Annotated in this window: 15 protein-coding genes; 4 read left to right on the top strand and 11 right to left on the bottom strand. The window is 43.1% G+C overall.

The window, feature by feature from the left end; all coding sequences use genetic code 11:
* A partial coding sequence (locus tag WC615_RS19150) for a pyruvate kinase alpha/beta domain-containing protein (RefSeq protein WP_372979676.1) occupies positions 1-199 on the top strand: 199 nt, incomplete at its 5' end.
* 250 nt (positions 200-449) lie between these two features.
* Here the strand turns inward: WC615_RS19150 and WC615_RS19145 are convergent.
* The 4 genes from WC615_RS19145 to WC615_RS19130 all read right to left on the bottom strand — a co-directional run bounded on the left by WC615_RS19145 (position 450) and on the right by WC615_RS19130 (position 3,055).
* Positions 450-968 (bottom strand): thioredoxin family protein, encoded by a 519-nt coding sequence (locus WC615_RS19145; RefSeq protein ID WP_372979675.1) that lies wholly within the window; start codon positions 966-968, stop codon positions 450-452.
* Positions 969-1,076: 108 nt separating this feature from the next.
* Positions 1,077-1,340 (bottom strand): hypothetical protein, encoded by a 264-nt coding sequence (locus tag WC615_RS19140; protein WP_372979674.1) that lies wholly within the window; start codon positions 1,338-1,340, stop codon positions 1,077-1,079.
* A 243-nt stretch (positions 1,341-1,583) separates the two neighbouring features.
* On the bottom strand, positions 1,584-2,342 hold the full coding sequence (locus WC615_RS19135; RefSeq protein ID WP_372979673.1) for a DUF4846 domain-containing protein: 759 nt from the start codon (positions 2,340-2,342) through the stop codon (positions 1,584-1,586).
* Positions 2,339-3,055 carry a M23 family metallopeptidase gene (locus WC615_RS19130; RefSeq protein ID WP_372979672.1) on the bottom strand — a complete coding sequence of 239 codons (717 nt, stop codon included), beginning with the start codon at positions 3,053-3,055 and terminating at the stop codon, positions 2,339-2,341. Before WC615_RS19130 ends, WC615_RS19135 begins: the two co-directional genes overlap by 4 nt.
* 159 nt (positions 3,056-3,214) lie before the next feature.
* Between WC615_RS19130 and WC615_RS19125 the strand changes: the two genes are divergently transcribed.
* The gene (locus WC615_RS19125; protein WP_372979671.1) at positions 3,215-4,753 is read left to right on the top strand and encodes an alpha-N-arabinofuranosidase; all 1,539 of its coding nucleotides are present in this window, start codon (positions 3,215-3,217) and stop codon (positions 4,751-4,753) included.
* Here WC615_RS19125 and WC615_RS19120 read toward each other — a convergent pair whose 3' ends face one another.
* The 3 genes from WC615_RS19120 to WC615_RS19110 all read right to left on the bottom strand — a co-directional run bounded on the left by WC615_RS19120 (position 4,754) and on the right by WC615_RS19110 (position 5,933).
* Complete coding sequence (locus WC615_RS19120) at positions 4,754-4,912, bottom strand: hypothetical protein (protein WP_372979670.1); 159 nt, start codon at positions 4,910-4,912, stop codon at positions 4,754-4,756.
* 126 nt (positions 4,913-5,038) lie between these two features.
* Complete coding sequence (locus WC615_RS19115) at positions 5,039-5,536, bottom strand: hypothetical protein (RefSeq protein WP_372979669.1); 498 nt, start codon at positions 5,534-5,536, stop codon at positions 5,039-5,041.
* Positions 5,514-5,933, bottom strand: a complete 420-nt coding sequence (locus WC615_RS19110) for a sigma factor-like helix-turn-helix DNA-binding protein (protein ID WP_372979668.1) — start codon at positions 5,931-5,933, stop codon at positions 5,514-5,516. Before WC615_RS19110 ends, WC615_RS19115 begins: the two co-directional genes overlap by 23 nt.
* 301 nt (positions 5,934-6,234) lie before the next feature.
* On the opposite strand from WC615_RS19110, the gene WC615_RS19105 reads away from it, so the two are divergent.
* Positions 6,235-6,942, top strand: coding sequence for a hypothetical protein (locus tag WC615_RS19105; protein WP_372979667.1), 708 nt, complete (start codon positions 6,235-6,237; stop codon positions 6,940-6,942).
* A gap of 3 nt (positions 6,943-6,945) precedes the next feature.
* Here the strand turns inward: WC615_RS19105 and WC615_RS19100 are convergent, their stop codons facing one another.
* The 4 genes from WC615_RS19100 to WC615_RS19085 all read right to left on the bottom strand — a co-directional run bounded on the left by WC615_RS19100 (position 6,946) and on the right by WC615_RS19085 (position 10,145).
* On the bottom strand, positions 6,946-7,419 hold the full coding sequence (locus tag WC615_RS19100) for a hypothetical protein (protein WP_372979666.1): 474 nt from the start codon (positions 7,417-7,419) through the stop codon (positions 6,946-6,948).
* Positions 7,420-7,628: 209 nt separating this feature from the next.
* Positions 7,629-8,618: an MlaD family protein gene (locus tag WC615_RS19095; protein WP_372979665.1), complete on the bottom strand. Its 990-nt coding sequence runs from the start codon at positions 8,616-8,618 to the stop codon at positions 7,629-7,631.
* A gap of 18 nt (positions 8,619-8,636) precedes the next feature.
* Positions 8,637-9,410, bottom strand: a complete 774-nt coding sequence (locus WC615_RS19090; protein WP_372979664.1) for an ABC transporter ATP-binding protein — start codon at positions 9,408-9,410, stop codon at positions 8,637-8,639.
* A 6-nt stretch (positions 9,411-9,416) separates the two neighbouring features.
* Positions 9,417-10,145 (bottom strand): ABC transporter permease, encoded by a 729-nt coding sequence (locus tag WC615_RS19085; RefSeq protein ID WP_224746671.1) that lies wholly within the window; start codon positions 10,143-10,145, stop codon positions 9,417-9,419.
* 446 nt (positions 10,146-10,591) lie between these two features.
* Between WC615_RS19085 and WC615_RS19080 the strand changes: the two genes are divergently transcribed.
* A partial coding sequence (locus WC615_RS19080; RefSeq protein WP_372979663.1) for a two-component regulator propeller domain-containing protein occupies positions 10,592-13,584 on the top strand: 2,993 nt, incomplete at its 3' end.

The raw sequence follows: 13,584 nt of genomic DNA, 5'->3' as shown, positions 1-13,584 counted from the left end.
CGCGCTTAGCCTTGTATGGGGCGTAAGGGCTTTCTACTACGACAAGGCCGAAAGCACCGACCAAACTATTGCCGATGTAAACAACATCCTTAAAGAAGAGCAATTGCTTAATGCTGGCGATGTGGTTATTAATACTGCTGCCGTGCCAATTGTTAAAAAAGGCAAAACCAATATGCTTAAAGTAAGTGTTATTGAGTAATAGTAATTAAAGGTTAGTGACTGGAGATTAGTTTCCGGTCGATTATTATATACAAAAGAGGGTTATGCTGAATGCATAACCCTCTTTTGTTTTGGCTATATTTTAATTCCCTCCCCCCGGGAGGGTAGGGAGGGGTTAATGAATATTCGGGTGACCGCTAACCCCTTCCACCTCCTTCCCCAAGGAAGGAATCGCACAAGCCATCGCTGCTTGACAGGCCTAATCAACCAATCACTAACCTCTAATCACCTTACTTAGCCTTTTCCTTCTCTACGTAACTTTTAGGATCAAGCGCCTTTGCCGACCAGCCTTCAAAAAACTCCATCACTTTGGCTTTGCTGTGGCCTTTGCCTTCTTCCAGGTAACCCGAGTTTTGCGTATGCAGGCGGGTGCCTTTACCATCAAGCACAACAAACACCGGGAAACCGAAACGCTGCGGGTAGCCTAAGTCGGCAAGTACTTTTTCGTTTTTGTTTTCGGGGCTCCAGTTTACGTGTAACACCACAAAATTATCGTTCATGTATTTGTTAAGTTCGGCATCTTTGGTTACCAGGTCGTTAAACCTTAAGCACCATACGCACCAGTTGCCGCCAATTTGCAGCAGTACATTTTTATGCTGTGCCTGCGCGGTTTTAACAGCAGCGGTAATTTCTGCTTTAGCATCAGCCGCCGGGTTATATAACTTGGGTATTTCGGGCTTTGCGGCCTCTTGTGCTTTCGCTGTAATCGAGAGTGCAATTATCGAGGCTATAAAAAATAATTTCTTCATGGCTTATATATTTTTTTAAATATATAAATAGTATCAGTAAGTAACTGTAACAAAGGCGTAATATTTAGATACGAAAAAGCCCCCGTGTTTTGCGGGGGCTTTTAAACTTTATATTTCATCAGGTGCATTAACCTTATAGGTTATTGTTTCTTTATCGGGTTGGGTAGAATAATAGGGTATATTGCTGATGTTGCCTGGGTTAGTGGTAGTTTTTGTCCGGTCCCTTAACAAACGGCGCCGGCGTTTCTTTAAACGGTAACGTTCTGTCCAATGATCAAACGTGCCTGTAACAGCTAAAATACCGCCTATTACAAACACCACCATCATAAAAATAACAAATAGGTGAAGCAAATCTTCAAGTAGGTGTCTCATAAATTAATCAAATAGTTCAACTTTTATAATGCAATAGCCGTGCCTTAACACATTAATTTTGAACATGAAAGTGTAATAAGGAGGGTTTTTGTTAGGTAGGAGGCCTGTTTAAAATAAACTCTTTTAAAAGGAGTTTAGTATATCCGCAGAAACCAATTGTGTACACAATACACTACAAAAAAGCGTGGTTGTAAAGGGGTATTATACTTATCGCTTAAGGCAGTAACATGCTAAACAGAGGTATTAAAACCGCTTCAAATACTTTGCATCCACCAGCTCACCATAAGGAATTTCGGCTACCTTATCTAAACTAAACCACGGCGAACCATTTTGCAATACCTGTATGTTTTGGGCGGGCATAAAGCTTTGGGCAAGTAAAAACTGTTTTTTATGAGCGGCGTTCTCTGCTACAGCCATCACTATAAAACAATGGCCCGGCGAACCGCCTTTTATAAATACATCGCCTGCTTTAATATCGGCGAGGTTGGTAACGGGCTGTAATTCTTTTTGCAGGGATAAGGTACCCGCGTACGAGAATACCAGGGTCATGTATCTTAAAAAGTTGGGGTACGAGTAATCCTTCTTTCCCTTTAACACCCAGCGCCCGTCAGCGTAGCGGTATCCATCGGCATAATGGATATAGTCGCATTTAAAACCGCTGGTAAAATTAAAGGCAATAGCTTTGTAGTTTTTTTGCTGATACAGGTATTCGGCACGCAGGCGTATCACGGCATCGGCACATTGTTGCAGGTCCTGGCTGCCAATACTCATATCAACAACCGCGGCGGTGTGTGGATCGGTACGGGCTATACTGCCGGTATAGGTTTTGGTACGGGTACCTGCGGGCAGCAATTGCAGGCCTTGCAGGTACGCCCCGAAGCTGCCGGGAGTAACGGCAAGATGTTTATACCCGGCCGATGGCTTAAAACGACTGATAACGTTATCTGCCGGGGTAAAAGAAACCAGCGATAGTAACAGGAGAAAGATTAAAAGCTTTTTCATTTGCTGATACTAACGTTTTTAAGTTTCTGAAAAGGGTTCACCGGCTTCGGGATGCCATTATCAACATTAAACTCCGAAAAATGTAAATGCGTGGGCGAGCGCTTTTTGTAAGCGTTAAAACCGGTACGGCCAACCTCGGCAATTTTTTGGCCTTGGGTTACCCTATCGCCGGGTTTTACAAATATGGCGCGGTTGTGTGCGTAGTAAGTTAACCCGTGGTAATCGTTATAGATCCAGATGTACTTGCCGCCACGCAGTGTGCTGGTAGAATCCCAGGTATCGCTGCAGGCAATAACATAGCCATCACTTACCGCTAAAACATCAACCGGTTTATGGGTTTTATCATCGAGCCCATCCTGGTTTTTATCATTTATAAAAATATCCTGCGCGGGGTGGGCGGTGTGTTTGTTGCCATCAAGGTAATTGTATCCTTTATCAGAGTAGCCGTTACCATTTGTGCCGCCAACAGCGCGGTAGTTATATCCTTTTAACGGGAACACCCATCTGTCTGAAGCCCCGGGCACATCTGTTACCTGTTTGTGTAGCTGCGAAATAAGTGTTTTAAATTGGTTGGCAGCTTTGGGCCTTATTATGGTGCCATTTAAAACAACGGTATTCAACTCGTTTATTTTTATGCAGATAGCCCGGGCGTCCTGCGCAAAAGCAGGGCGAATAAAAAACAGAGCGATAACTAAAACCAATAAGTGCTTCATAATGGGTTCAATTTATGAAAAAGCAATTGGCCGTACAAGGCGCGTCGGCTATCTTGTTTTTCCTTAACCAACAGGACCGGTATTTATTATTTTTATAATAAATTATAAAAGCTCCACAAAACTGCATACTTTTAAATGTAAATTATACACTTATTGTTTATGAGAAAACTTTTCCTTTTGATGCTGATCTGTTTTCGGCTTAGTGCTTTTGCGCAAAGCAATGGCAGCATTACTATAACCGGCGTGTCTGACCATGTGATCAGCAAACATATTTACGGGCAGTTTGCCGAGCATTTGGGCCGTGGTATATACGATGGTTTTTGGGTAGATAAAAACCTGCCTGTTAAAAAGCAAGACCGCATAAGGCTTGATGTTGTAGAGGCGTTGAAAAAAATAAAGATCCCCAACCTGCGATGGCCCGGTGGCTGTTTTGCCGATGAGTATCATTGGCGCGATGGTATTGGCCCGCGTTTGCAAAGGCCTAAAATGGTTAATACCAACTGGGGCGGCATCACCGAGGATAACAGCTTTGGTACCCACGAGTTTTTAGCGCTTTGCAAACTGTTGAATACCGAGCCTTATATTGCAGGAAATGTAGGCAGCGGCACGGTAGAAGAAATGTCTAAATGGATAGAGTACTTAAACTCTAACAGTACCAGCACGGTTGCTAATATGCGTAAACAGAATGGCCATCCCGAGCCATACAAAGTAACATTTTGGGGAGTTGGTAACGAGAGCTGGGGTTGCGGCGGCGAAATGACCCCCGATTATTATGTAAACCAATTTAAGCGGTATGCATCCTTCGCTAAAAATTACCCCGGTGCAGCCTTAAAGAAAATTGCCAGTGGTGCCAACTCCGATGATTATAACTGGACAGAGGTGTGCATGAAAAATATCCCCAATAGTATGATGTGGGGCTTATCTATGCACTATTATACCATACCTACCGGTAACTGGAACAAAAAGGGTTCTGCAACCAGTTTCGACGAAAAGGAATACTTTAATACCATGGTTAACTGCTTTAAAATGGAAGAGCTGGTTACCAAACATTCGGCCATTATGGATAAATACGACCCTGCAAAAAAGGTGGCCTTAGCGGTAGATGAGTGGGGGATATGGACCGATCCGGAGCCTGGTACAAACCCCGGTTTTTTATACCAGCAAAACAGCCTGCGCGATGCGTTGATAGCAGCAAGCACTTTAAATATTTTTAATAACCACAGCGACCGTGTACGGATGGCCGAGCTTGCGCAAACCGTAAATGTATTGCAGGCTTTAATACTTACCGAAAAAACAAAAATGATATTAACGCCAACCTACCATGTATTTGATATGTACAAAGTGCACCAGGATGCTAAATATCTGAACATAGCGCTTAACTCGCCAAATTACGAGGTGGATGGTAGGAGTTTAAAGGCTGTAAATGTTTCTGCTTCGCAGGATGCGGCGGGCAAGATCCACCTGTCGTTGGTAAATATCGATATGAATAAAACGGTAAACATTAGCACGGAATTAAAGGGCCTGCAATGGAAAACAGTTACCGGGCAAATACTTACATCAGCTAATATTACCGATGTAAACACTTTTAGCCAGCCTTTAAAAATTACACTGCGTAATTTTACCGGTGCCAAACAAGAAAATGGTAAGCTGGTGGTTACCCTGCCGGCAAAATCAGTTGTTATGCTTGAGCTGAACTGATCAGCTTTTTTTAGTGTTCTTGTTCATCCGCTGCTCGACTTTTTTAACCTCGTCTTTTTCGCTGAGCGGCATTTGGGTTTCCAGATCCTTGTTTGCGGACGGCGTTGATTTTGTTGCAGATTTTTTTGAAGTGCCTGCCCTGTCTTGTGAAGTTGTCATGATGTGTGTTACCTCCTGTTATACAACCTGTGGCGGTATAAAAGGTTTAAGAATAATGCAGTTTTAAACGCGTTTAGACATCAATTTAACCGGAGAAAAGTTATGAAAGAGTGCGGTTGCAGTTGCTTAACGCTTTAGTCGCTGCAATTCGGTTTTTATTTCTTTAAGCTGCTGTTGGGCCTGCCTGTTTTCCAGGTAAAAATAAATAGCAAAGGCCAGGAATATTTTACCCAAAACAAATACCGCTGCAAACACCCATTTCCATATTTTATGCACCTTCATGTGGTTGCTTTCGGCTTCCACTTCTATGTATTGCGGCCCGGTGGCGGGTTTGGTGGAGTTTTGACCGTTACCATTATCGCGACCGGTAAATTTCTCTGTATCGCTGGTTTGGCGCAGTATCAGTTCATCAATGGTGTCAGATATCCTGTCCCAGGTACGCTCGGGCGGGGTTATAGCCATTTGCTGTGCAATCAGCTCCATGTCTTTTTCAAGCTCTTGTAAAGCAATGTTTACCTCAGGGTGGTTGGCCTTCATGTATAGCAGTTCCTTTACCTCCTGTTCGGAGGCAGAACCTGTTACATAGGCTTCTAATATGCCGCTATTGATGTACTGCTGTATCATTACGGTTATTCCTGATAATAGTAAACGATTCTCTTAGTAATTGCCTTATGGTGTCTTCGGGTTTATTTAACTCGGCGGCAAGTTTAACAATAGTTTTGCCATGATAATGCACGCCGCAAAAAACAAGTTGTTGTTCGGGGGCCATCAAATCAATAAACTTGTTGCCGGTTATAGCTTTTTTGATTGCGATCTCGGCCTGGTCGGCACAATCCTCAACCGTAGTAATGAACGACGAAAGTTTTTTACGGGCTATTTGCTGTAAACGCAAAAAAGTGTTTACGCCGGCTGCCATCATTTCCTTAATGTCGTCAGCTTTTAATTCGTTAAAAATCTCAATAAGGTATTGCTCGGCAATGGCTTGCTCCTTAACTACCTCTTGTATATAACCCAATAGCATAGCACTATAGTTAGTATATAAGCTATGTTTATTTTGCTTTATTGCGGGTAATGAAGCGTCAGTATATGTTAACTGTTGTTTCAAGTTTAAATCAAATGTATTTAAGGGCTATCAAAAGTATTTATAATTGTTTATTTCGGCATCTAAATCTAATCAAAAAAATAATATTCAGTTAATAAAATTTCTTTGTTTGATTGTACTTGTTTAAGTGTTAATAAACTTAAGGCTTTTATTGTGTTAATAAAAGTTAAATGTTGCCGCCAACTGCCGAAAACCCGGCAGGTTTAAATAATTTTAAGCCATGGCGCGTTACCTGCTTCTTATCACCTTATTCTTTTCATCAGCCGCTTTTGCTCAGGCACCTTTTAACGGGCGGGTACTTGAACTGAAAACCCGAATAGGCCTTGCAGGCATAAGGGTAGAGAACCTCAACAGCAAAAAGGCAACCGTTACCAATAACACGGGTAACTTTTCTATCCCCGCTAAAAACGGCGACCTGCTAACCTTTAAAGGGTTTGCATATAGCGTTGATACTTTGTTGGTAACCGAGCCATGGGCCAAAGAGATTTTTTTAGAGCCTTTAAATAACGAGCTGCAACCGGTAAATATTACCACTGCCGAAACCAAGAACATAAATACTTATTACGATCCGCTGTATCATGGGCAACCGGTTGTTTATGCCCGAGATAAGAAGGGGTATCTCACGGGCGGCATTATATGGCGTATTTGGTATTGGAAAAAAGATGCGAAGAAAAAAGCAAAACTAGAAGAGAAACAACGGAAGTATGATATCATGTACAACATATCGCTGGTGTTTACGCCCAAAACCATTGGCAATTACGTACCATTAACCGGCCCGGAACTGGATAACTTTATAACCTTGTACACCCCAACCCCAGCTGTTTATTCCGCAAATGATTTTAACCTGGTAAATTACCTTAACGACTGCTACAAAAAATACCAGGAGCTCCCAACAGAAAAAAGAGTACCAACAAAGCTGAAAGAGTAGTTTTTATTTAACTAAACTAACGCCACTGCTATAAGCAAACGCATCACCGAATGCGCCGGTAAGGTGTTTGGTAGCATCGGGTAGTTTATCGGCATGCTTGCGCAGGTAAAAGCTGGCTATACTGGTTGCCAGTGCTGCCGCCGCACCTATTACCATTCCCGGCAGCATACTTTGCTTGCTTTTCCTGAAAATTACAGCACCTACAAAAGCACCTGATGCAATGTTGGCGACAAGATCAGAGAATACTAAAGTATCGGCACTACGGTTTGCCTTTGCCTGTTCGTTTTCGGTGGCACGGAATAGCTGGGTAGCCATACTAGTAACCGGCGACCGCAAAAACATCATACCCGGGAACGACAAGGCGGGGTAAAACCCGGTGCTCATATGCCTTGCAATGGCAGGAGCGGCACTTGCACGCACCCCGGCTATTGCACCTAATCCTAAAGTTTGCCAAATGTGTGTCCTGTACTGGCGCATATTATTTTCTGTTGATGTATATAAGCAACAGGGGAGAGGGTGGATGGTTTGGATTTAATATCAACACGCGTCATTGCGAGATACGAAGCAATCTTCGATAGAAAAGTCGACTATAAGCATGTCGAAGATTGCCACGCTATCGCTCGCAATGACGTTTCGGAGAATACCTAACACAAAAAAAGCGATGATCAACATCGCTTTTAAATTCTTTACATCGCTTTCTTTATACTATCCTGTTTGGCTTTTTCCTTTTTCTTAAAAAAGCCTTTTAGTAAAAAGCTGTGCTGAACAGCTTCCAGGTCGTCGTTTAGTTTAATTGAGCTTTGTTGCAGGTAATCTAATGTGCTTTGCACTTTTACCGCTGCTTTTGGGTCGTTTAGTAAAACACCCAGTGCATTATCGGTAGTGTTAAGCTTATTGCTGGCCTTGTTAAGGTTATCAGTCAATATAGTAGCGTTATCCGCAGCCTCTTTTAAACGGCCAACCGATGCACGGATGCGGTTAAAGGTAACGGTATCGGTAAGCAGGTTATCGGCAAAGCCACCTTTGGTGTTCATTTTATTGCTGAAACTGTTTAAGCTTACCGCCATTTGCGCGGCGCTTTGTGTAGCGGCCTGCAGGTTACGCATGGTTTGTTTTAACTGCAAGCCCATGCTGCTATCGGCTAATAAAGTACCAACGGTGCCTTTACCTGCCAGTATTTGTTTGCTTAACTGTTTAAAATCAGTAGTGATGGCCAGCAGGTTCTGGTTGTTTTGCTGCAGGGTTTTCATTACATCATCGGTTGATAATAGTTTCTCTGATTGTAAAACATCACCATCCTGTACAATAGGTGCCTGCGGCGAACCGCCATCAATCACAATGATCTTGTTTCCTATCAAACCGTCGCTGCTGATGCGTACACCCGCGTTGCGGTGAATGTATTGCTGTGTGCTGGCGTCAATGCTCATTACCACATCAACCTGGCCGGGGCCGGTAAAAGTTAAGTTTTTGATGGTGCCTACCTTTACACCAGAGAACCACACGTTGTTCCCTTTTTTCAAGCCCGATACATCGTTAAATACCGAACTGATGTGTATGCTTTTTACAAAGCTTTTTTGCTGGCCGCCAAGGGTAAGCACGCCTATTACAAACACGGCCACGCCGAGCAGTACAAACACGCCTACAATTATTGAATTTCTATTTTCTGATGCATCCATATAATGGGGTACTAATATCTATTGTATAAAATTATAATCGTAAAAAGGTTTAACGCGCGGGTCGGTGGTAGCAAATACCTCATCGAAAGTGCCCACCCGCTGAAACTGTCCGTCCAGCAACATGGCTATACGGTCGCCGGTCATCTTAGCACAGGTTAAATCGTGCGTTATAATGATAGACGAGGTATGGTAGCGTTGCTGCACCTCATTTATCAGGTCGTTTATTTCGATACAGGTAATGGGGTCGAGTCCTGCGGTTGGCTCATCATAAAGCATAATTTCGGGGTTCAGTATCAGCGTACGGGCAATACCAATACGCTTGCGCTGCCCGCCCGAAAGCTCTGACGGCATTTGGTTAATGGTTTGCGAAAGGCCAACAGCTTCCAATACTTCTTCCACATTTTTATTGATCTCGTCCCGGGTAATGCCCTTGCGGTTGCGCACCAGCGGGAACTCCAGGTTCTTTCGCACGGTCATGCTATCATAAAGGGCGCTGTTCTGAAAAGAAAAGCCTATGCGGATGCGCAGGTCTTCCAGTGCGCGCTGGCTAATATGGGTAACATCGTTTCCCAAAACCTCTATAGTGCCTGCATCGGTAGTTAATAAACCCGATATCAGCTTAATTAATACAGATTTACCCGTACCCGACCGGCCAAGCACCACCAGGTTCTCACCCTGGTAAAGGTCAAGGTCAATACCACGAAGTACATCATAATCGGCAAAAGATTTTTCAACCCCGCGGATCTTGATAACGGTGTTATTTTTATCGATATGTGCCTTTTGCTTTTCCATTTTATATTAGCGGAACCATCCGGCTATCTGCACAATTAAAACTTCTTCAATAAACACTAAAAACATGGCTGTTACAACTGCGCCATTGGCCGCTTTACCCACCCCCTCGGTACCTTTGGTAGAGTTGTAGCCCTGGTAGCAGCCCACAATGCCAATGGTAAAACCAAACACAATAGCCTTGCTAAGCGATGCCCAAAAATCAATAAAAGTTAATGGCTCAAACGCCTGCTCCATAAATACGCTGTAGCTGGTACCCTCGTTTTGGCTTACATTCAAGTATCCGCCTATTAAAGCAATAAAAGCTGTATAGGTGGCCAATAAAGGTATGGTGATGGTTGTTGCGATAACACGCGTACAAACCAAAAATTTAAAAGGTTTTGTGCCCGATACTTCCATGGCATCAATTTGCTCAGTAACACGCATAGAGCCAAGTTCGGCACCTATGCTTGAGCCTACCTTACCCGCAGCAATAAGCGCGGTAACCAGTGGTGCAAGGGCCTTCATGATAGCGATAGAAACCAACGACGGCAGCCACGATGTAGCGCCAAAATCGGTAAGGGAAGGGCGGCTTTGCTTAGTGAAAATAACACCTACAATAAAGCCTGTCAGCGTTATTAACGTAAACGAACGTACGCCCGTTTCATAGCATTGGCGTACTATCTCTTTAAACTCGTAAGGAGGCAAAAATACTTCCTTAAAAAAACGCAATACAAAGGCATAAACCCTGTATAGCATCAAAAAGAAATCCGCCACTTTATTTCGCGCTTTTTTTATACGCGATGGGGCAGGGTTGGTGGTATTATTTACGCTATCCATTAATGTGGCAAAGGTATAACTTAACAAAGATATAGATAAACAGATTGACCAAATTGTTTTAAAAGTTAATCAGTAAAATGTAATAATTGCTTAAAACGCACTGATAACTTTTTAAAGAATTATAAGTGCAGACTAAATATAATGCCAAAGTGAAATAAAAGTATCATACCGGCAATGCGTATATTAACGTAATATCCTCAAAAATAGATTGATTAATAAATTTTAATGGTTAAGTAACCATTAAGAAATGTAAAAATAGTATTATGGCTTACTTTTTAATTTGGTTATGTTTGATACACCAATTATAATTACAAACTAATTTGATACCGGCTTATCCTTTTATAAGTAGGGCTGTAAGTAAATTCATGAGGGAAGAGAGGAAAATAGCTTACAAGGCATGTATATATGCATTTTTTGCACTGTTTATAGCGGTTGCAGCCCCGGCGCAAAATAACGAGTTTCAGTTTTCACGGCTGGATATCTCTAACGGCCTATCGCATAACCAGGTAAATACCATGCTTAAAGATAGCAAGGGTTTTATGTGGTTCGGTACACTATCCGGGCTTAATAAGTACGACGGGTACAAATTTAAAGTGTATAAACACATTGAGGGCGATACTACCAGCCTTAACGATGATTTTATAGTAAGCATTGCCGAAGGACCCGAAAACAAGCTATGGATTGAAACCCGCAATGGCTATAATATTTATGACCCCGTCACCGAGCGTTTTAGCCATGATGTGGGGCGCTACCTTAAAAAAATCAATATTCCGGGTAAAGGGTTGTCTGCTGTTAAAAAAGATGAGTTTGGTAATTTCTGGTTCCTGAATGTAAGTTCGGGTATTTATAAGTACCATGCATCAACCAAAACAACTACTCACATTAGTAATCAGCCGGGCTCTGCTACATCCATTTATAGCAATACCGTTGCCGATATTACGTCAGACTCAAAAGGAAATATCTGGCTGGTATACAACAAGGGCATGTTAGAGTGTATTGACCCTAAAACCTACCGGGTTAATTACCGCAAACAGTTAAACGCCCTGCCCTGGGGGTTAAACACAGGATACCGGGTTTTTATTGACAGACAGGATGATGTTTGGGCCTTTGTGCCTACCTACTCATCGGGCGTGTATTACATCAATTCAACTCAAACCGTTGTTAAGCATATTGATAAAGGCAGCGGCCCCGATGGCTTAAACACCAACGTAGTATCAAACCTGATACAGGACGATAAAGACCGTATATGGATAGCAACCGACCACGGTGGTGTAAACCTGTTGGATAAGAAAGACTTTAAAATAAAGTACATCACCAACCGCGAGGATGATAACAAAACCATCGGCCAAAACAGCATAATTATGCTGTATAAGGATGATACCGGCATTATTTGGGTGGGTACTTACAAGCGAGGCCTTAGTTATTACCACGAAAGTATTATCAAGTTCCCGCTGTACACGCACCATTTATCAGATCCCGGCAGCCTGAGCTTTAGCGATGTAAATAAGTTTATTGAAGATAAGTACGGCAACCTATGGCTGGGTACTAATGGCGGCGGCCTGGTTTATTTTAACCGCAAGGATGGCAGCTTTAAAAAATACCTGCACGATGCCAACAACCCCAACAGCCTTACCAATAATGTAATTGTAACTATGTTTCTCGATCACGAGCAGAAGCTTTGGTTGGGCACTTACTTTGGCGGGTTGGATTGCTTTGACGGCAAAACATTTAAGCATTACCGGCATAATGATGCCATCCCGGGCAGTTTATCTGAAGACAGGGTGTGGTCTATTATTGAGGATTCTGATAACAACCTTTGGGTGGGTACGCTTGCGGGTGGCTTAAACCTGCTGGACCGTAAAACAGATACCTTTAAACATTATAAACTAAAACTGGGCGACCAGCAGGGGCTTTACTCCAACTACATATCGGCACTGATGGAGGACAGGCATAAAAACCTATGGATAGTTACCTCATTTGGGGTTGATGTACTGAACAGAAAAACAGGCCGCTTTAGCCATTATATACATAATGAGAAGAACCCCAACAGCCTGGTAAATAACAATACCAACAGTATATTAGAAGATAGCAGCGGGCTGATATGGATAAGCACCCGCGAGGGGCTGAGCGTGCTCGACCCCGCAAAAAATAAGTTCACCAATATTACCCGTGCCGATGGCTTGCCGGATAATACGGTGATAGAGATGCGGGAGGATGATAACTATAATATTTGGGCAAGTACACCAAACGGCCTCTCTAATATTATAGTGACCCGTGGGGCTGATAAGATAGGGTTCCGTTTTGTGAACTATAACGAGCGGGATGGCTTGCAAGGCAGGGAATTTACCATGAACGCGGCCTACAAAACCCGCAGCGGCGAACTCATATTTGGCGGCGGCAATGGCTTTAATATTTTTAAGCCGGCCAGTTTGCGCACCAGTAAAAATAGCCCGGCGCTGGTTTTTACCGATTTCCAGGTGTTTAACAAAAGTATTGCCGTTGGCGAAAAGTTGTACGGCAAGGTGGTATTGCAGCAGGCTATTACCCAAACCAACTCGGTTGAACTAAACCATAACGAAAATGTTTTTGGGATAGAATTTGCCGCCCTTAATTATTTTGATGCCGATAAGGTAAAGTTTGAATACATGATGGAGGGCTTTGATAAAGCCTGGATCCCGGCAGATAACCTTACCCGCAAAGTGGTATACACCAATCTTGATGCCGGCGACTATACTTTTAAAGTACGTGCATCAAACCCCGGTTATTGGAACAGCAAGGAGATCTTACTGCATGTAACTATTCTGCCCCCCTGGTGGAAAACCACTTTTGCCTACATATTGTATGCATTGGCATTTGTGGGCGCCTTGTTTTACCTGCGCCACAGGGGTATCCAAAAGATTCGCGCGCAATTTTTGCTGGAGAAGGAACGCGAAGAAACCCACCGCCTGCACGAGCTTGACCTGATGAAGATAAAGTTCTTTACCAACGTAAGTCACGAGTTCCGCACGCCGCTATCGCTTATTATGGCCCCGGTGGATAAGATCATTAAACAAACACAGGAGCCCGAAATACAAAAGCAGTTGTTGCTGGTTAACCGTAACGCCAAAAGGCTGCTGAACCTGGTAAACCAATTGCTGGATTTTAGGAAGATGGAGCACCAGGAGCTTAAGCTGCATAATCACCCGGGGGATATTATTGGGTTTATTCGCGACCTGTCGTACTCGTTTACAGATGTGGCCGAGCAAAAAGGTATCGACTTTGTATTTGATGCCGAAGTGGATGAATTTAAAACCAGTTTTGACCAGGATAAGATAGAACGTATCATTTTTAACCTGCTATCCAACGCTTATAAATTTAC

Origin of the sequence: Mucilaginibacter sp., assembly GCF_041663085.1 — a bacterium.
Taxonomy (GTDB): Bacteria; Bacteroidota; Bacteroidia; order Sphingobacteriales; family Sphingobacteriaceae; genus Mucilaginibacter.
This window is presented reverse-complemented; position numbering and strand designations above follow the sequence as displayed.

What these genes read in the sequence shown, in the direction of transcription:
- WC615_RS19145 (WP_372979675.1), bottom strand. Translation starts at nt 968, where the DNA reads ATGAAGAAATTATTTTTTATAGCCTCGATAATTGCACTCTCGATTACA.
- WC615_RS19140 (WP_372979674.1), bottom strand. Translation starts at nt 1,340, where the DNA reads ATGAGACACCTACTTGAAGATTTGCTTCACCTATTTGTTATTTTTATG.
- WC615_RS19135 (WP_372979673.1), bottom strand. Translation starts at nt 2,342, where the DNA reads ATGAAAAAGCTTTTAATCTTTCTCCTGTTACTATCGCTGGTTTCTTTT.
- WC615_RS19130 (WP_372979672.1), bottom strand. Translation starts at nt 3,055, where the DNA reads ATGAAGCACTTATTGGTTTTAGTTATCGCTCTGTTTTTTATTCGCCCT.
- WC615_RS19125 (WP_372979671.1), top strand. Translation starts at nt 3,215, where the DNA reads ATGAGAAAACTTTTCCTTTTGATGCTGATCTGTTTTCGGCTTAGTGCT.
- WC615_RS19120 (WP_372979670.1), bottom strand. Translation starts at nt 4,912, where the DNA reads ATGACAACTTCACAAGACAGGGCAGGCACTTCAAAAAAATCTGCAACA.
- WC615_RS19115 (WP_372979669.1), bottom strand. Translation starts at nt 5,536, where the DNA reads ATGATACAGCAGTACATCAATAGCGGCATATTAGAAGCCTATGTAACA.
- WC615_RS19110 (WP_372979668.1), bottom strand. Translation starts at nt 5,933, where the DNA reads ATGCTATTGGGTTATATACAAGAGGTAGTTAAGGAGCAAGCCATTGCC.
- WC615_RS19105 (WP_372979667.1), top strand. Translation starts at nt 6,235, where the DNA reads ATGGCGCGTTACCTGCTTCTTATCACCTTATTCTTTTCATCAGCCGCT.
- WC615_RS19100 (WP_372979666.1), bottom strand. Translation starts at nt 7,419, where the DNA reads ATGCGCCAGTACAGGACACACATTTGGCAAACTTTAGGATTAGGTGCA.
- WC615_RS19095 (WP_372979665.1), bottom strand. Translation starts at nt 8,618, where the DNA reads ATGGATGCATCAGAAAATAGAAATTCAATAATTGTAGGCGTGTTTGTA.
- WC615_RS19090 (WP_372979664.1), bottom strand. Translation starts at nt 9,410, where the DNA reads ATGGAAAAGCAAAAGGCACATATCGATAAAAATAACACCGTTATCAAG.
- WC615_RS19085 (WP_224746671.1), bottom strand. Translation starts at nt 10,145, where the DNA reads ATGCTATACAGGGTTTATGCCTTTGTATTGCGTTTTTTTAAGGAAGTA.